The 17603-nt window shown below is 73.1% G+C and carries 20 protein-coding genes; 17 read left to right on the top strand and 3 right to left on the bottom strand.

Translation table 11 applies throughout. The features are described 5' to 3' along the window. Positions 1–265 precede the first annotated feature (265 nt). From ABZ354_RS00570 to ABZ354_RS00560, 3 genes are read left to right on the top strand one after another with little or no spacing between them, the layout of a single operon-like run. Entirely contained in the window at positions 266–2083 is a 1818-nt protein-coding gene (locus ABZ354_RS00570; RefSeq protein WP_358651419.1) for a CocE/NonD family hydrolase, read from the top strand. A gap of 29 nt (positions 2084–2112) precedes the next feature. Next, positions 2113–2703 (top strand): GNAT family protein, encoded by a 591-nt coding sequence (locus ABZ354_RS00565; protein WP_358651417.1) that lies wholly within the window; start codon positions 2113–2115, stop codon positions 2701–2703. A 56-nt stretch (positions 2704–2759) separates the two neighbouring features. Then, positions 2760–4772: a DUF5107 domain-containing protein gene (locus tag ABZ354_RS00560; protein WP_358651415.1), complete on the top strand. Its 2013-nt coding sequence runs from the start codon at positions 2760–2762 to the stop codon at positions 4770–4772. A gap of 48 nt (positions 4773–4820) precedes the next feature. Here the strand turns inward: ABZ354_RS00560 and ABZ354_RS00555 are convergent, their stop codons facing one another. Then, positions 4821–5168 (bottom strand): VOC family protein, encoded by a 348-nt coding sequence (locus ABZ354_RS00555; RefSeq protein ID WP_358651413.1) that lies wholly within the window; start codon positions 5166–5168, stop codon positions 4821–4823. 130 nt (positions 5169–5298) lie between these two features. Between ABZ354_RS00555 and ABZ354_RS00550 the strand changes: the two genes are divergently transcribed. Next, positions 5299–5790 carry a phage holin family protein gene (locus ABZ354_RS00550; protein ID WP_358651411.1) on the top strand — a complete coding sequence of 164 codons (492 nt, stop codon included), beginning with the start codon at positions 5299–5301 and terminating at the stop codon, positions 5788–5790. Between the two features lie 14 nt (positions 5791–5804). Then, complete coding sequence (locus ABZ354_RS00545; RefSeq protein ID WP_358651409.1) at positions 5805–6863, top strand: SDR family oxidoreductase; 1059 nt, start codon at positions 5805–5807, stop codon at positions 6861–6863. A 123-nt stretch (positions 6864–6986) separates the two neighbouring features. On the opposite strand, the gene ABZ354_RS00540 is transcribed toward ABZ354_RS00545, so the two are convergent. After that, entirely contained in the window at positions 6987–8078 is a 1092-nt protein-coding gene (locus tag ABZ354_RS00540) for an enolase C-terminal domain-like protein (RefSeq protein ID WP_358651407.1), read from the bottom strand. A 76-nt stretch (positions 8079–8154) separates the two neighbouring features. Beyond that, the gene (locus ABZ354_RS00535; protein WP_358651405.1) at positions 8155–9117 is read right to left on the bottom strand and encodes an LLM class F420-dependent oxidoreductase; all 963 of its coding nucleotides are present in this window, start codon (positions 9115–9117) and stop codon (positions 8155–8157) included. A gap of 27 nt (positions 9118–9144) precedes the next feature. Here ABZ354_RS00535 and ABZ354_RS00530 point away from each other — a divergent pair, with 27 nt between their 5' ends. The 12 genes from ABZ354_RS00530 (at position 9145) to ABZ354_RS00475 (ending at position 17436) form a co-directional block, all read left to right on the top strand. Next, positions 9145–11652, top strand: a complete 2508-nt coding sequence (locus ABZ354_RS00530; RefSeq protein WP_358651403.1) for a transketolase — start codon at positions 9145–9147, stop codon at positions 11650–11652. 28 nt (positions 11653–11680) lie between these two features. Next, the gene (gene ligD / locus ABZ354_RS00525; protein WP_358651401.1) at positions 11681–12613 is read left to right on the top strand and encodes a non-homologous end-joining DNA ligase; all 933 of its coding nucleotides are present in this window, start codon (positions 11681–11683) and stop codon (positions 12611–12613) included. 82 nt (positions 12614–12695) lie between these two features. Next, a complete protein-coding gene (locus ABZ354_RS00520) occupies positions 12696–13049 on the top strand; it encodes a gas vesicle protein (protein ID WP_358651399.1) in 354 nt (117 codons plus the stop codon). A 203-nt stretch (positions 13050–13252) separates the two neighbouring features. Continuing rightward, on the top strand, positions 13253–13681 hold the full coding sequence (locus tag ABZ354_RS00515; RefSeq protein WP_358651397.1) for a gas vesicle structural protein GvpA: 429 nt from the start codon (positions 13253–13255) through the stop codon (positions 13679–13681). After that, positions 13678–14454, top strand: coding sequence for a GvpL/GvpF family gas vesicle protein (locus ABZ354_RS00510; RefSeq protein ID WP_358651395.1), 777 nt, complete (start codon positions 13678–13680; stop codon positions 14452–14454). Before ABZ354_RS00515 ends, ABZ354_RS00510 begins: the two co-directional genes overlap by 4 nt. 4 nt (positions 14455–14458) lie before the next feature. Beyond that, entirely contained in the window at positions 14459–14719 is a 261-nt protein-coding gene (locus tag ABZ354_RS00505; protein ID WP_358651392.1) for a gas vesicle protein GvpG, read from the top strand. Next, positions 14716–15162, top strand: coding sequence for a DNA primase (locus ABZ354_RS00500; protein ID WP_358651390.1), 447 nt, complete (start codon positions 14716–14718; stop codon positions 15160–15162). Before ABZ354_RS00505 ends, ABZ354_RS00500 begins: the two co-directional genes overlap by 4 nt. Beyond that, positions 15159–15509: a gas vesicle protein gene (locus tag ABZ354_RS00495; RefSeq protein ID WP_358651388.1), complete on the top strand. Its 351-nt coding sequence runs from the start codon at positions 15159–15161 to the stop codon at positions 15507–15509. Before ABZ354_RS00500 ends, ABZ354_RS00495 begins: the two co-directional genes overlap by 4 nt. After that, positions 15506–16303, top strand: coding sequence for a GvpL/GvpF family gas vesicle protein (locus ABZ354_RS00490; protein WP_358651386.1), 798 nt, complete (start codon positions 15506–15508; stop codon positions 16301–16303). Before ABZ354_RS00495 ends, ABZ354_RS00490 begins: the two co-directional genes overlap by 4 nt. Further along, entirely contained in the window at positions 16300–16488 is a 189-nt protein-coding gene (locus ABZ354_RS00485) for a gas vesicle protein (RefSeq protein ID WP_358651385.1), read from the top strand. The genes ABZ354_RS00490 and ABZ354_RS00485 overlap by 4 nt, the downstream gene beginning before the upstream one ends. Continuing rightward, a complete protein-coding gene (locus ABZ354_RS00480; RefSeq protein WP_358651383.1) occupies positions 16485–16769 on the top strand; it encodes a gas vesicle protein K in 285 nt (94 codons plus the stop codon). The genes ABZ354_RS00485 and ABZ354_RS00480 overlap by 4 nt, the downstream gene beginning before the upstream one ends. An 88-nt stretch (positions 16770–16857) precedes the next feature. Next, the gene (locus ABZ354_RS00475) at positions 16858–17436 is read left to right on the top strand and encodes a TetR/AcrR family transcriptional regulator (RefSeq protein WP_358651381.1); all 579 of its coding nucleotides are present in this window, start codon (positions 16858–16860) and stop codon (positions 17434–17436) included. The last annotated feature ends 167 nt before the right edge of the window (positions 17437–17603 follow it).

Raw genomic sequence — 17603 nt, 5'->3', positions numbered from 1 at the left:
ACTCGCGGGCGGCGTTCCGTCGCGGGATCTCCGGCTCCGGGACGGCCCGCACCGGCTTGTCGGGCCCCGGGCCGAAGCCGCTCTGACTGCCCGTCATTGGGCGGCTCGGTGGGACTCCTTGTCGCCCACAGGATTGCTCCACCGTCAAGAAACCGCCTTCGACGGTGATTGACGAGGTCCGCCACCTGGCACAACATGACATCAACCGGTACTTACCGGTCGGTATGCCGGGCTGTCCCCAGTGCACCTCAGTGTGGAGGTCTCCGTGTCCCGTCGTGTGCCCAGATCCCGTCTGCCCGGATTCCGTGCGGCCCTGGCGGTCCTCCTCGGCGCCGCGCTCACCGCGCCCCTCGCGCAGGCGGCGCCCGCCGCGGCGGGCGGTGAGTACACCGTCACCGCGCTGACGTTCACCGTCGAGGCGGGCGGCCGTACCTGCGCCGTCGACGCCGACCTCTACCGGCCCGTCGGCGTGGACCGGGACCATCCGGCGCCCGCCGTCCTCGCCACGAACGGCTTCGGCGGCAGCAAGTCCGACGGGTCGACGGACGCCCTCGGCAGGGCCTTCGCCGAGCGGGGCTACGTCACCCTGGTGTACTCCGGGCTCGGCTTCGGACGCACTGGCTGCCTCATCTCCCTGGACGATCCGGCGATCGACGGCGAGGCCGCCTCGCAGCTGGTGGACTTCCTCGGCGGCGGGCGCACCGCCCACGACGGCACCCGGGCGGACTACGTCACGCTGGACCGGACCGGTGACCCGCGCGTCGGCATGATCGGCGGTTCCTACGGCGGGGCCGTCCAGCTCGCGACCGCCGCCGTCGACCGGCGCGTCGACGCTCTCGTACCCGTGATCACCTGGCACGACCTCGCGTACTCGCTGGCGCCGAACAACGCCCTGGGCGGCGAGGACGTGCCGGGCGTCTTCAAAGGGCAGTGGACCAACGGTTTCTACCTGGCGGGCGAGGGCCAGCTGCTGCGGGAGCACGCCCTCGACCCCTCGCGGATCAACTCCGTGGTCTGCCTGCACTTCGTCACCCCGGCCTGCGACATGCTCCGCTTCCTCGGCTCGGGCCGCTACCCGGCCGCCGAGACCAAGGAGGTGCTCGCCTACGCGCGCGCCGTGTCGCCGGTGTCGTACCTGAGCCGGGTGAAGGCGCCCACGCTGCTGGTCCAGGGGCAGGCGGACACGCTGTTCAACCTGAACGAGGCGACGGCGACGTACCGGACGCTCACGGCGCAGGGCACGCCCGCGAGCATGATCTGGCAGTCCTGGGGCCACAGCGGCGGCCTCACCGACCCCGCCACCGGCGAGCTGAACATCGCCGCGGGCAACCTGGAGACCAGCTATGTCGGCCGCCGTGTCCTCGCCTGGTTCGACCGGTACCTGTGGGCGCGGCCCGACGTCGACACCGGCCCCGCCTTCGCCTACCGCCGCGACTGGATCACCGACCCCTCCCGGGCGTACGCCACCGCCGACCGGCTGCCCGGCTTCAACCGCGCGCTGTACCTGTCCGGGGACGGCGAACTCGTCGACAGTCGCACCGAGGTGACGCGCGGCAGCCGCGTCTACACCAACGCGCCGGTGCCGACCAGCCACTCGGAGAGCTCGCTCGCCCGCGTTTTCGGGCTGCCCGACCCGGCACCGTACGACACGCCGAGCACCCATCTGGCCTGGACGAGCGCACCGCTGGAGCGGGCCCTCGACGTGGTGGGTGCGCCCACGGCCCGGCTGAAGGTGTCCTCGCCGAGTGCCCGGCGCACGCAGGACTCCGGTGATCACGCGGACCGGCTGGTGCTGTTCGCCAAGCTGTACGACGTGGCGCCCGACGGCACGCGCACGCTCGTGCACCGGCTCGTCGCACCGGTCAGGGTGCCCGATGTCCGGGAGGGCTTCACCGTGACCCTGCCCGGCGTGGTGCACCGCTACGACCGGGGCCACCGGTTGCGGTTCGTGATCGCCGCGAGTGACGACGCGTACGGCCAGAACCGCGGGATCAAACCGGTGACCGTGGCCGGCGCGCCGGACGACGACACCGGAGTGCTGCGGCTGCCGGTGGTCGGCCCGGCGGGCCGAACGGGTGAGTGAGCCCGGCAGGCGCGACGTAGGGTGGCGAGGTGCCGCACGACCTTTCCCCCTACCTCGCCACCGGCCCCCGGGTGGGCATCCGTTCCCTCACGTACGCGGACGGGGCCGAGTTCACGGCGCGCGCCCGGGAAAGCCGGGGGCTCCACCACCCGTGGCTGTTCCCGCCGCAGGACCAGGCCGCCTACACCGCGTACGCGGGGCGGGTGATCGACGACCCCACCAGGGCCGGGTTCCTGGTGTGCGAGCGGGAGGGCGGCGGCATCGCCGGGTACATCACCATCAACAACATCGTGCACGGTGCCTTCCTCAGCGGCGCCCTCGGCTACGGGGCCTTCCCGCACGCGGCCGGGCGGGGACTGATGAAGGAGGGGCTGGACCTGGTGGTGCGGCACGCGTTCGGCCCGATGCGGCTGCACCGGCTGGAGATCAACGTCCAGCCCGCCAACGCCGCGTCGGTCGCACTGGCCGCCACCTGCGGATTCCGCCTGGAGGGCTTCTCCCCGCAGATGCTGTTCATCGACGGTGCCTGGCGCGACCACGAACGCTGGGCGATCACCGCTGAGATGCGCACGGCGCGTGAGGGGCGCACGAGGGGTATGCCGGTGCGCGACGGCGCGTGAACGCGGTCGGCAGGGCCCCTGGCCAGTTCGCCGTCCAGCGGCTTCCATGGGGAAGCGTGACGACGATCCGACGCGAGGTACTGACGCTGCCCGCCGCGCCGCTGGGCCAGGACAATCCACTGCCGCCGCTGCGGCCCCTCGACGAGACGCACCGCGTCGAGGACCGCGACAAGAAGGGCCTGCCGCGCGACATGGCCCGGCAGGTCGGCCACGAACCCCTGCACAGCCTGCTCCCCGTGCACATCCGTGACGGCTACGACCGCACCCGCGCCCCACGCGCCCTCGACACCCTCGTCATCGAGAACGACCGGCTCAAAGCCACCGTCCTGCCCGGACTCGGCGGCCGGATCGCCTCCCTCTTCCACAAGCCCACCGGCCGTGAACTCCTCTACCGCAACCCGGTGTTCCAGCCCGCCGACTTCGCCCTCAACGGGGCCTGGTACTCCGGCGGCATCGAATGGAACATCGGCGCCACCGGCCACACCACCCTCTCCTGCAGCCCCGTGCACGCCGCCCGCGTCCCGGCACCCGACGGCACCGACATGCTGCGCCTGTGGGAGTGGGAACGGCTGCGCGACCTGCCCTTCCAGGTCGACCTGTGGCTGCCCGACGGCTCCGACTTCCTCCACGTCGGCGTCCGCGTCCGCAACCCCCACGAGCGGTCCGCGCCCCTGTACTGGTGGTCCAACATCGCCGTGCCCGAGGACCGCCGCGTCCTCGCCCCCGCCGACGACGCCTGGCACTTCGGCTACGAACGCCGGCTGCGCAACGTACCGGTCCCCGTGAACGGCGGCATCGACCGTACGTACCCGGCGAACAGCACGTACCCCGCCGACTACTTCTACGAGGTGCCGGACGGCCGGCGCCGCTGGATCGCCGCCCTCGACGCCGACGGGCACGGCCTGGTGCAGACGTCCACCGACGTGCTCCGCGGCCGGAAACTGTTCGTCTGGGGCACCGGGCCGGGCGGTCGCCGATGGCAGGAGTGGCTCACCGAACCGGGCACCGGCGGCTACTGCGAGATCCAGGCCGGCCTCGCCCGCACCCAGCTGGAACACGTCCCGCTCGAAGCGGGCAGCGAGGTGTCCTGGCTGGAGTCCTACGGCCCGCTCGACGCGCCCCCGACCTCGGTGGCGGACCCGTCCCCGTCACCGGCGGCGGAGTGGCACGCCGTGCTGGGTGGGGCCGAGGACCGGCTGGAGGCGGTGCTGCCGCGTGCCGCCGTCGACGCCGCGTACGCCGCCTGGCTGCCCCACGCCGACACCGAACCCGGCGAGCCGCTCGCCACCGGCTCCGGCTGGGGCGCCCTCGAAGTACTGCGCGCCGGATGGAAACTGCCCGGCACCCCCTTCGCGGAACGCACGCTCGGCGCCGCCCAGCAGCCCTGGCTGCACCTGCTGCGTGCCGGGACCGTACCCGAACCCGACCGCGCGGAACCGCCCGTCCCGACGCTCGTCGCGCCGCACTGGCGCGACATGCTGGAGACCGCGCCCGCCACCGCGCACACCGAATACCACCTCGGCATCGCCCAGTGGCACGCCGGGGACCGCGCGCAGGCCGAACGCAGCTGGGAACGCGGACTGCGGATCGCCCCCACGGTGTGGCCCATGCTGCGCTGCCTCGCCGTCGCCGACCAGGAGGGCGGCAATCCCGAGCGCGCCGCCGAGCGGTACGCCGAGGCCTTCGACGACCTGTGCCGGGAGCGCGGCGACGTCGGCGGCGACGTCCACGAGCGCTGGGTGGCCGCCACGGCCGCGCTGGGCCGCGAGGCGATCGAGGCGCTGCTCGCCGTCGGGCGGCCCGCCGAAGCGCGGGCCGTGTGGCAGCGACTGGACCGGGCCACGCGGGCGCGCGGGCGGTTCCGTCTGATCGAGGCGGGGCTGCTGCTCGCCGAGGGGCGGCGCGAAGAGGCCCGGGCCGTCTTCGACGCGGGCTTCGAGGTCGCCGACCTGCGGGAGGGCTCCGAGGACATCGGCCGGTTGTGGACGGCCGTCAACGGCGACGAACCGCTCCCGGAACGGTACGACTTCCGGATGCGGCCCGAGCCGTCCCCGTCGCCGGCCCCTTAGCGGGTGCGGAGACGGGCACGGTGCGGTGGAAGGGGTGCGGCGGCCGGTCTACTGGCGGCGGTCCACGTACTCGTACACCATGCCGTCCGGATGCATCGCGATCAGGTTGCGGCCCGCGGGTGACGCGACCGGACCGGCGACGATGTGGGCGCCCAGGTCGCTCAGCACCTGGTGCGCCGTGTCGACGTCGTCGACGGCGATGGTCGCCGCCACCTTGCGCAGCACCTCGAGTTGCTCTTTCGGGCCGCTCATCAGCAGAAAGCAACCGACCGCCGCCACCTGTACGCCGCCGCGCTCGAAGCGGAGCGCCGTGCCGCCCGCGAGGCGTTCGTAGAAGGGGACCGCGGTCTCCAGGTCGTCGACGCATACGCGCAGCGTGGCTCCCAGAATGTCCATGCGGACGAGCCTAGTTGGGGACGGCCGGGGACGGTGATCGTTTCACACGATCCCCGTCAACCTCCTCGGCCTTCCCGCCCCTGGGGCGCCCGTGGCGTTACCGGCACGGGCGCACGGGTACCCGGCGGCCATGAACCGCTTGGATCGTCCGGACCGTCCCGAACGCCTGGACCGTCTGGAGCACGTGGACGAACACCTGGCCGAGGAGTTGGCGCGGGTCGCGCGGCAGGCAGTCCGCGGCGAACTGCGCGAGCAGACCCCCGGACAGCGGCGCAGGGCGGCGCTCCACGCCGCGTCCGGCGCCGTCGCCCTGTACGCGGGCGCGGCCCTCGCACTCGCCGTGGGCCTCGCGCTCGCCGTCGTCCTGCCGGCCTGGGCCGCGGCGCTGGTCACCGCGGCGCTGCTGGGCGTGGCCGCCCCGGTGCTGCGCGGGTCGGCGAAGGCGTCCGTGTCCCACGAGGCCGGTGCGGCGGCCGAGACGCCGGCCGGTGTGGCGCCCGGGTTCGGGGCCACCGCCGACGGGCCGCCCCCGGTCCCGCCCGAGACGGCCGCGCCCGGTGGGCCCTCGGCGCCCGCCGCGGTGACGATCCCGCACCGCCGCGACGCCGGGCGTGATCGGTGATGCCGAGGGTGCCGATGCGCCGTTCGCGTGAGGGGAAGCAGTCCGGCCGGGGCAGAGTCGTCGTGGTGACCGGGGCCGGCGCCGGAGTGGGACGCGCCGCCGCCGTGGCCTTCGCCGCCCGGGGCGACCGGGTGGCCCTGCTCGCGCGGGGACGCGACGGGCTGGCCGGTGCGGCGGACGAGGTGCGGCGGGCCGGGGGCGAGGCCCTCGCCGTCCCGGTCGACGTGTCCGACGCCCGGGCGGTGGACGATGCCGCGCAACAGGTCGTGGACGCGTACGGCGGTATCGACGTGTGGGTCAACAACGCCTTCGCGGGCGTCTTCGCGCCGTTCACGCAGATCTCCCCGGACGAGTTCCGCCGGGTCACCGAAGTGACGTACCTGGGGTACGTGTTCGGCACGCGGGCCGCCCTGCGGCACATGCTGCCGCGCAACCGGGGCACGGTCGTCCAGGTCGGGTCCGCGCTCGCCTACCGGGGGATACCGCTGCAGTCCGCGTACTGCGGCGCCAAGCACGCCATTCAGGGCTTCAACGAGTCGTTGCGCTGCGAGCTGCTGCACACGCGCAGTGGCGTACGCACCACGATGGTGCAACTGCCGGCCGTCAACACCCCGCAGTTCGACTGGGTGCTGAGCCGCATGCCGGGCCGGGCGCGGCCCGTGGCACCCGTGTACCAGCCCGAGGTCGTGGCCCGTGCGATCGTGCACGCCGCCGGACACGGGCGGCGCCGGGAGTACTGGGTGGGCGGCTCCACCGCGGCGACGCTGCTCGCCAACGCCGTGGTGCCCGGACTGCTCGACCGTTACCTGGCACGGACCGGGTTCGACGCGCAGCAGGACGACGCCCCTCAGGGCGAGGGCGGACGGGACGGCACCGGCAACCTGTGGGAGCCGGTGGACGGGCCCCACGGCCACGACTTCGGCGCCCACGGCCGCTTCGACGCCGAGGCGACCGGCGCGAGCGCCCAGGTCTGGCTGTCGCGCAACCGGAACCGGATGGGCGCGGGTGCGCTGGCCGGCGGACTGGGCGCGGCGCTGGTGGCGGGACTGAGGCGCCACCACCGGCCGACGTGACACCGGCGTACGACGGCACCGCCCCACGTGCGGAAGCAGCGGGCGCACCGGGCACGCCACCCGGTCCCGCCGGGCCGCACCGACGGTCACGCCACCCGGACGCCGGGCCGCGCCGACGGTCACTCACGCCACCCGGAACTCGGCGATCTCCTCCGCCCGCAGCGTCAGCCCGTGGCCGAGGTCCGCCGTGGGGGAGACCGTGCCCCCCGTGGGATCGAGGGCGCCGTCGAAGAACATGTCCTCGATACGGACGTGGTCGTGGAACCACTCGATGTGCCGCAGGTTGGGAATCGCGGCGGCCGGCGCGGCGTGGGCGTGCGGGGCGCAGTGCGCGGACACCTCCAGCCCGTGTGCCTGGGCCAGCGCCGCCGCCCGCAGGAACTCCGTCGGGCCGCCGCAGCGCGTCGCGTCGATCTGGAGGCAGTCCACCGCCCCGGCCGTGATCATGCGCGCGAAGTACGCCAGGTCGTAGCCGTACTCACCGGCCGTCACGTCGCTCACCAGCGCGTCCCGGACCAGCCGCAGCCCCGTCAGGTCGTCCGAGGAGACCGGCTCCTCGAACCAGCCGACGCCGTGCTCGGCGAGCGCGACGCCCACCCGCACCGCCTGCTTGCGGGTGTAGGCGCCGTTCGCGTCGACGTACAGCTCCGCCCGGTCGCCGATCACCTGACGCGCCGAGCGGACCCGGGCCAGGTCGCGCGCCGCCTCGCCGCCCCGGCCCTCGCCGATCTTGATCTTCACGCGCGGGATGTGCTGCCCGTGCACCCAGCCGTTCAGCTGGGCCTCCAGATGCGTGTCGTGGTACGTCGTGAAGCCGCCGCTGCCGTACACCGGCACCTGCTCGCGGCAGGCGCCCAGCAGGCGCACCAGGGGCAGTTCGAGCAGCCGGGCCTTGAGGTCCCACAGGGCGATGTCCAGTGCCGAGATCGCGCAGCCCGCGATGCCGGGGCGGCCCGCGTTGCGCACGGCGCGGCACATCGCGTCGTGCGCGGCCGGGACGTCCAGGGCGCTGCGGCCCTCCACCAGCGGGGCCAGGTGCTCGGCCAGGAAGTCGCCGACCGCCGCCGGGCCGTACGTCCAGCCCGTGCCGGTCGAGCCGCCCGCCGACACCTCGGTGATGACCACGGTCGTGGTGTCCCAGGCCAGTGTGCCGTCGGCCTCCGGCGCGTCGGTCGGGACGGTGTAGACGGACACCGCCGGCCGGTGCAGTTTCACCGTCGTCCCCGTCCGTGTGCCCGGCCCGTCCGCGTCCGCATCTCCATCCCTGCCCCTCTTCCTCGCCCTCGCCCCGTCAGGATTCCTGCCGGAGCTGGGGCAGCACCTTCGTGCGGTAGAAGTCGAAGAAGCCGCGCAGGTCGGGGCCGATCTGGTTGACGTAGACCCGGTCGAAGCCCGCCTCGGCGAACCCGCGCAGCTCGGCCACGTGCTCCTCCACGTCGTCGCCGCACACCCGGTTCCCGCCCACCATGTCCTCGGTGACGAGCGACTGCGCCTGTTCGAAGTGGGTCGGCGAGGGCAGCACCTGGGCCAGCTCGCCGGGCAGTTGCTCGTTCGCCCACAGACGGTGCACGGTGCGTACCGCCGCGTCGCGGTCCGTGTCGTAGCAGACCTTGGTACCGCCGCTGACGGGCTTCCCGCCGCCCCCGCCCTTGCGGTACTGCTCCACCATCGTCGCGTCCGGCATCATCGTGATGTAGCCGTCGCCCACCCGGGCCGCCAGCTTCGTCGCGGCGGGTCCGAACCCGGAGACGTCGATCGGGACGGGCTCGTCCGGAACGGTGTAGAGGCGGGCGTTCTCCACCGTGTAGTGCGTGCCGTGGTGGCTGACCTCCTCGCCCGTGAACAGCCGGCGCATCACCTGGATCGCCTCCTCCAGCATCTCCAGGCGCACGTGTGCGGGCGGCCAGGCGTGGCCGAGGATGTGCTCGTTGAGGGCCTCGCCCGTGCCGACGCCCAGGCGGAACCGGCCGTCCGTCATCACGGCGCTCGTGGCGGCGGCCTGTGCGACGACCGCCGGGTGCATCCGTACCGTCGGGCAGGTCACGGCCGTCTCGACCGGCAGGGACACCGCCTCCGACAACGCGCCGATCACCGACCACACGAACGGGCTCTGACCCTGCTCGTCGTTCCAGGGGTGGTAGTGGTCCGAGATCCACAACGCCTGGAAACCGGCCTGCTCGGCCATCCGGGCCTGCTCGACCAGTTCGGCGGGCCCGTACTGCTCGCACGAGAGGAAATAGCCGTATTCGGGCATGACGGTGGGCCTCCACGAGGATGGTTGATGACGATGACGAAGGAGGGACCCTCGGGCCCCCTGCCTCGAGCCGGGGGCCCGGCGAGGCGGTGGGTGGGGAGGTGGACGGGGGAGGGGTGGGACCTCCGAGTACCCGGGGACCGGCTGGGAAACCGGCCGGTCGGAGGGCCGGGGACGGTCAGGGGGCCCCGCCGTCCGGAAGGGCCGTGGACGAGCGCGGACCCTGCCGGCCGGACCGCGGGCCGTGCCCCGGTCCCGGCCGGTCGCGGTGGCTGGCCACGTTTGGCCGACCCCGGCGGGGGGACGCGGAAGGCTCCCGAGGTACGCGACGCGACAGCCCCGGAGGCGCACCGTGAGCCCACCCCGCATCGTGATCGCCGGTGCCGGTCTCGCCCGGTACCGGCCGGCCGCCCGTACGTCGTTCCGGCCGGCCCGCGCCCGCGTCGGCGTCGCGCTGCCGGACCCGACCGGCCACTTCCGCTGCCGGCCACCGCGGTCCCGGGCCGCCGCCGCGCATCGGCCGCCCCGGGTCCCGACGTCGCCCGTGCCCCGGGCCCCGTCGGGCGCGCCGCCCGGCAGCACGCGCAGCCCAGGCAGCCCCGAAGACAGAGACCGCGGCCCCGACGACAACGGAACCCCCGGCACCACTCGCGAACAAGCAGGAGAAGGAGACTCATGAACACCGGTGAACTCGTCGAGCTGGGCCAGCAGTTGCGGGTGGACGGCATCCGGGCCTCGGCCGCCGCGGGGTCCGGGCATCCGACGTCGTCGATGTCCGCCGCGGACCTGATGGCCGTACTCCTCGCGAACCATCTGCGCTACGACTTCGACCGCCCCGCCCACCCCGGCAACGACCGCTTCGTCCTCTCCAAGGGACACGCCTCGCCGCTGCTGTACGCCGCGTACAAGGCGGCCGGTGCCATCGACGACGCCGAACTCCTCACGTACCGCACGCTCGGCAGCCGGCTCGAGGGACATCCCACCCCGCAGCGGCTGCCGTGGGTGGAGACGGCCACCGGATCGCTCGGCCAGGGCCTGCCGGTGGGCGTCGGCATCGCCCTGTCGGGCAAGCGGCTGGAGCGGGCCGAGTACCGGGTGTGGGTGCTGTGCGGGGACAGCGAACTCGCCGAGGGCTCCGTCTGGGAGGCCGCCGAGCACGCCGGACACGAGCATCTCGACAATCTGATCGCGATCGTCGACGTCAACCGGCTCGGCCAGCGCGGGCCCACCCGGCACGGCCACGACCTGGACGCGTACGCCCGCCGCTTCCGGGCCTTCGGGTGGCACATCGTGGAGATCGACGGGCACGACGTCGACGCGATCGACCGTGCGTACGGCGAGGCCGCGTCCACCAGGGGCCGGCCCACCGCGATCATCGCGCGCACCCTCAAGGGCAAGGGCGTCACCGACGTGGAGGACCGCGAGGGCCTGCACGGCAAGCCGCTGAAGAACGCCGACGACGCGATCGCCGAACTCGGCGGCCCCCGCGACCTCCGCATCCGGGTGCAGGAGCCGCCGGCCACCAGGATGCTGCACTCCGTGAGCACCGGCGACCTCCGCCTGCCCCGCTGGGACAGGAGCGGGCACGGGGACGGTGGCGTCGCCACGCGCGACGCGTACGGGAAGGCGCTCGCCGCGCTCGGCACGGCACGCGGCGACATCGTCGCCCTGGACGGCGAGGTCGGCGACTCCACCCGCGCGGAGACGTTCGCCAAGGAGCACCCCGAGCGCTACTTCGAGTGCTACATCGCCGAGCAGCAGATGGTCGCCGCGGCCGTCGGCATGGCGGCGCGCGGCTGGGTGCCGTACGCGACCACGTTCGCGGCGTTCCTCACGCGCGCGTACGACTTCGTGCGCATGGCCTCGATCAGCGGAACCGGCATCAACCTCGTCGGCTCGCACGCGGGCGTCGCGATCGGCCAGGACGGGCCGAGCCAGATGGGCCTGGAAGACCTGGCGATGATGCGCGCCGTGCACGGCTCGACCGTGCTCTACCCGTGCGACGCCAACCAGACCGCCCGGCTCGTCGCCGACATGGCCGGCCTGGAGGGTGTGCGCTACCTGCGCACCTCCCGCGGCGAGAGCCCGGTGATCTACGGCCCCGAGGAGGCCTTCCCGGTCGGCGGCAGCAAGGTGCTGCGCTCCTCCGACTCGGACCGGATGACCTTCGTCGCGGCCGGCGTCACCGTGCCGGAGGCGCTCGCCGCCGCCGACGCCCTCGACCGGGAGGGCATCAAGGCCCGGGTGATCGACCTGTACTCGGTCAAGCCCGTCGACCGCCTCACCCTGCGCAGCGCCGCGGAGGAGACCGGCTGTCTGATCACCGTGGAGGACCACCACCCGGAGGGCGGCATCGGGGACGCGGTGCTGGGCGCCTTCCTCGACGGGCGTCCGGTGCCGCGCCTGGTGCGGCTGGGCGTGCGGACGATGCCCGGTTCGGCCACCCCGGAGGAGCAGTTGCGCGCCGCGGGCATCGACGCGGACTCCATCGCCGCCGCCGGGCGCCTGCTGGTGGAGCAGGCGGTGGTGCCGTGAGCCGCCCGGCGCGGGCGGGGAAGGGGCCGTGAGCGCGGCCGACGGGCGGGCCGCGACCGTGCGGGCCGGGCACCGCGCGGTCGAGATCCACCGGCCGGACAAGATCCTGATCCCCGGCGACGGCACCGGGGCGAAGGACGTGACGAAGGCGGACCTGGTCGCCCACTACCGCTCGATCGCGCCCTGCATGCTGCCGCACCTGCGGGGCCGTCCCCTGATGCTCGAACGGCATCCGGACGGCCTGGACGGCCCGCGGTTCATGCAGAAGAACACCCCGGGCCACTATCCCGAGTGGATCACCCGCGCCGAACTGGCCAAGGAGGGCGGCACCGTCTGCCACACCGTGTGCGACGACGCGGCCACCCTGCTGTACCTGGCCGACCAGGCCGCGCTCACGATGCACCGCTGGCTGTCCCGCACCGACCATCCCGACCGGCCCGACCTGATGATCTTCGACCTCGATCCGGCCGGCGACGACTTTGGTGCCGTCCGGGAGGCGGCCAGGCAGCTCGGCGGACTCCTGGACGAGCTCGACCTGCCGTCGGGCCTGATGACCACCGGTTCCCGAGGACTGCACGTCGTGGTCCCGCTCAACGGCCGTCACGGCTTCGACGAGGTACGGGAGTTCGCGCGCGACGTCGCGGACACCCTGGCCGCCGCCCACCCGGACCGGCTCACCACCGCCGCCCGCAAGAAGGACCGCGGCGACCGGCTCTACCTCGACGTGCAGCGCAACGCCTACGCGCAGACGGCCGTCGCCCCGTACGCCGTCCGCGCCCTGCCCGGCGCGCCCGTCGCCACCCCCGTCGCCTGGGAGTCGCTGGCGGACCCCGGGCTGCACGCCCGCCGCTGGACCATCGCCGACGCCGCCGAGCAGGCCCGTACCCGGCCCTGGTCGGCGATCATGCGCCGGCGCCGCGCCCTGGGACCGGCGCGGCGCCGGCTCGCCGAATTGTCCTGATCTCCAGTTGCGCGAGTGAACGAAGTGTGCTGCTGAAGGTTTGGCCAAGGCTGTTGCGGCCACCCGGCGTTGTGAGGTGGCCATGTCGAACACACAGAACACGCGAAAAACTCAGGAAGCACAGGATCCGCAGACATCACAATCCTCGGGCGGCGGCGACCGGCCGAGCCCCGTCGAAGTGCTGCGCCAGGCGCGCGGCCAGCTCACGGAGCTCACCGGAATGGCCGCCGAGTCCGTCTCCTCCTTCGAGCGGACGGAGGACGGCTGGACGGTGGAGGTCGAGGTCCTCGAACTCGAACGGGTCCCGGACACGATGAGCCTGCTGGCGAGTTACCGGGTGGACCTCGATCCACGGGGCACGCTCACCGGCTACCGGCGCGTCCGCCGCTACGAACGTGGCAGGGCCGACACCCGGAGGTCCGGCGGGGGCCAGTAGCCCGCAGCCCGGGCGCAGGCCAGCGGCCTGACCGGCATGCCCGGCGCAGGCCAGTAGGCCGCCGCAACGCCGGAAGGCCCGGCGGGGACCGGGGGGCCCGTACCCCTACCGCCCGACACCCCCACCCGTCCGACAGAGGAAGCAGAAGCACCAGCAACCGACAGACAGCAGACAGCAGACGCAGAAGGGGAGGAACGGTCGACATGACTGTGGTACCGGCAACACAGACCGGCGGCGGAGGCGGAAGCAGCGGCCTCTACGACGTGCTCGAGCTCGTTCTCGACAGGGGGCTCGTCATCGACGCGTTCGTGCGCGTGTCCCTGGTGGGCATCGAAATCCTGAAGATCGACGTGCGGGTCGTCGTCGCGAGCGTGGACACGTATCTGCGCTTCGCCGAGGCCTGCAACCGGCTCGATCTGGAGGCCGGCCCCCGCAAGAGCCCCGGACTGCCCGACATCGTCGGCGAGATCACCGAGTCCGGTGCGCGCGGCAAGTCCAAGGGCGCCCTGTCCGGCGCCGCCGAGACCATCTCCGGAGCCATCAAGCAGGTCCGTGAGGACAGCGGCAGCGAGGAGCCCCGGCGTGCCCGCAAGAGCACGTCCTCGCGCAGCAGGAAGGCGGAGCAGGAATGAGCACGTACGTCTACGGCATCGCGGCGCGCTCGCACCCCGCGCTTCCCGAGGGGATGGGCGGCGTCGGCGACCCGCCCCGGCCGGTGCGGATCCTCAGTGAGGGCGACCTGTCGGCCCTGGTGAGCGACGGCCCCGAGGACCTGCGGCCCAAGCGCAGGGACCTGCTGGCCCATCAGAACGTGCTGACCGAGGCGGGCGTGGCCGGCTGCGTGCTGCCCATGCGGTTCGGCAGCGCCGCCCCGGACGAGGACGCGGTCACCGCCGTGCTCGCCGAACGCGCCGAGCACTACCAGGAACGCCTGCGGGCGCTGGACGGCCGCGTCGAGTACAACGTCAAGGGCAACCACGTCGAAGACGCCGTCCTGCACCACGTGATGGCGGAGAACGCCCAGATCCGTGCCCTCGCGGAAGCCAACCGGCAATCCGAGGGCGGGAGTTACGACGACAAGCTGCGCCTGGGCGAGGCGGTGGCGGCGGCCGTCAAGGCGAAGGAGTCCGAGGACGCGGCCGCGCTGCGGAGCGCCCTGGAGCCGGCCGCCGACGCGGTCAGCGTGGGCCCCGAGTCCACCGGCTGGCTCGCCAACGTGTCGTTCCTCGTGCCCAGGGCCTCGGCCGAGGACTTCCTGGCCGCCGTCGAACGGGTCCGCGCCGCCCTGCCGCACCTGGAGGTGCGGGTGAACGGCCCGCTGCCGCCGTACAGCTTCGTCGAGCCGGGTCCCGCGGAGCCCGCGGGCGCCGCGGCGGGCGCGGCCGCGGACACCGGATCGGGGTGACGCCGTGGGACTGGTCACAGAGGTGCTGCTGCTGCCGTTCGCCCCCGTGCGCGGCAGTGCCTGGGCCATCGGGCAGGTGCTGAACGAGGCCGAGCGGATCTACTACGACCCCGCCACCGTACGGGCCGAACTGGGCCGTCTCGAGGAGCGGCTGGAGGCCGGGGAGATCACCGAGGAGGAGTTCGACGGGATGGAGGACGAACTGCTCGACCGGATGGAGATCGGTGAGCGGATGAGTGCGCGAAGAGACGGGACGGCACGATGAACCGACTGGCACTCGGCCTGGCCGCGGGGGCCGGATACGTACGCGGCCGGACGAAGAAGGCGAAGACGGCACGTGTCGTCGGCGGCCTGGCCGCGGGGTGGTGGACGACCCTCTCCTCGAAGGCCCTCGGCGGCCCGGTCGCCGGGCAGCCGAGGCAGAATCCGCGGCTCGAGGAGATCCGGGACCAGTTGCGGGGGTACCTGAGCGGCGTCGGCAGGGCGGTCTCGGCCGTGGTGTCCGACCGGCGCCCGGGCTCACTCGCGAACGGACTCCGCGACCGCACCGCCCGGATGCGCGACCGGCTCGCCGGCGTCACCCCCGACACCCCCGGGAACCCTGACACCGCCGACGAGTACGACGACGACTGCGAGACCGGTAAGGACGAGAACGAGAGCGCGTACGAGGACGACGACGCGTACGCCGAGGACGGGAGCCGTCGATGACGACAGCCGGCCGACTGCCCGACCCCTACGGACGCGACTCCGGGGCCAACCTCGCCGACATCCTGGAGCGGGTGCTCGACAAGGGCGTCGTCATCGCGGGCGACATCCGCATCAACCTGCTGGACATCGAACTGCTGACGGTGAAGCTGCGGCTCATCGTGGCGTCCGTCGACAAGGCCAAGGAGATGGGCATCGACTGGTGGGAGACCGACCCGGCGCTGTCCTCGGGCGCCCGGCGTGACGAACTCGCCCGGGAAAACGCAGAGTTGCGTGAGCGCCTCGCAGCCCTGGAGCCCGACCGGGCGGAGAGCCTGGAGCCCGGCCGGACGGAAAGGAGGGCCCCGTGACGACCGGACTGCGCTACGTCTACGCCGTCTGCCGCCCCTTCGGCGCCGCCCTGCAGTCCCAGCTCGCCGGGGTCGCCGGGGCGCCCCCGGCGCTGCTGACGCACCGCGGCCTGGTCGCCGTCGTCAGCACGGTGCCGGAGCAGGACTTCGCCGAGGAACCGCTCCGGCAGCACCTGGAAGACCTCGACTGGCTGACCGAGACCGCCCGCGCCCACCAGGGCGTCATCGACGCGCTCACCACCGTCACCACGCCGCTGCCGCTCCGCCTCGGCACGGTCTTCCGCGACGACAGCGGCGTACGCGTGATGCTGGAGGAACGCGGGGACGCGTTCCGGAACACGCTGGAGCGGCTCGACGGCCGGGTGGAGTGGGGCGTGAAGGCGTACGCCGAGCCGGAGCCCGAACCCGGGGCGCGCACGGAGGAACCCGAGTCCGCGGGGCGACCGGCGTCCGGCCGCGACTATCTCGCGCGGCGGCGCCGGCAGGCCCGCGCGAGCGAGGAGATGTGGCAGCGGGCCGAATCGTTCGCGGGCCGGCTGCACCGGACGCTGTCCGCCCGCGCGGAGGAGTCCCGGCTGCACGACCCGCAGAACGGGGCGCTCTCCGGGGCACCCGGCCTGAACGTCCTGAACGCCGCCTACCTGGTGCCGCGCGCCGAGTCCGAGGGGTTCGTGGAACTGGTCGACAGCGCGAAGGACGACGTGCCGGGCATGCGCGTGGAACTCACCGGCCCCTGGGCGGCCTACTCGTTCGTGCAGGCCGCGCAGTCCGCACCGGGGGAGGCGGAGGGGTGACCGTCGTGGAACGCCGTGAGATCGCCCTCGTGGACCTCCTCGACCGGCTGCTGGCCGGCGGCGTCGTCATCGCGGGCGACATCACGCTGCGCATCGCGGACGTCGACCTCGTCCGCATCGACCTCAATGCCCTGATCAGCTCCGTGAACGAGAACGTCCCGTCGCCCTGGGAGGAGCTGACATGACGACCCGCCGCAACCGGCTCGACCTCGACCCCGACACCGTCGAGCGGGACCTGGTCAAACTCGTCCTGACCGTGGTGGAACTGCTGCGCCAGCTCATGGAGAAGCAGGCCCTGCGCCGTTTCGACGCGGGCGACCTGAACGAGGAGCAGGAGGAGCGGATCGGCCTGACGCTGATGCTGCTCGACGACCGCATGACGGAACTGCGGGACCGTTACGGACTGCGGCCCGAAGACCTCAACCTGGACCTCGGTCCGCTCGGTCCGCTGCTGCCCCGGGACTAGTCCGGCTTTGCGTCCTCCTGGCCGTTCCCAGAAAAAAATTCCTCAACGACTGTTATCTTGAGTGACCGGTTGTTGACGGAGGGGCACAATGGTCAAACAAGAGAGGGCGGCGAGGACTCACGAGCGGTTCCTGGACGCGTCGGCCGACGAGTTCTCCCGCCACGGCTACGCCGGTGCCAATCTCCAGCGCATCGCGGCCCATGTCGGCATGACCAAGGGCGCGTTGTACGCCCACTTCCCGTCCAAGGACGCCCTCGCGGACGTGTTCACCTCCGCGTTCGACGGCGTGGGGTACGAACTGCTGCGGGGGATGGACGACGGCGACCCCCCGCTGACCAGCCTGCACCGCCTCACCGTGGGCCTGGTGTCCCGCATCCACACGGATCTGCGGTTCCGCGCCGGTCTCCGGCTCGCGTGTGAGGACGCCTGTACCCGAGGGCAGGTGCCGCAGCTCGTCACCGATCTGTCGGCCGTGCTCACCCGGCTCGTCGGCGACGCCCAGAAGCAGGGGCAGCTGGAAAGCCAGCACCAACCGGAACGGATCAGCTCGCTCGTCATCGCCGTGATCTTCGGGACCTACCACACCGCCCCGTCGCACGGACCCGGCGAAGCCGCCGAACAGGTCCGCCGGGTATGGCAGTTCCTCGCGCCGACCGGCACGGTGTGAAGGCCGGTCGGCCGGTACAGAGCCCGTCATCCTGACGTGTGGTTACGGCCATCTCGCGTACCGTCACCGAAACGCCCGCCGCAAGGGGTGCCCGTGGCGCGAACTCGCCCCACAGAGGCCCCGGACGGGGCTTCCTTTTTCGCGGATTGATCCAGCTCAGGCAGCCA

It is taken from the genome of Streptomyces sp. NPDC005925, assembly GCF_040638805.1.
GTDB lineage: Bacteria > Actinomycetota > Actinomycetes > Streptomycetales > Streptomycetaceae > Streptomyces.
This window is presented reverse-complemented; position numbering and strand designations above follow the sequence as displayed.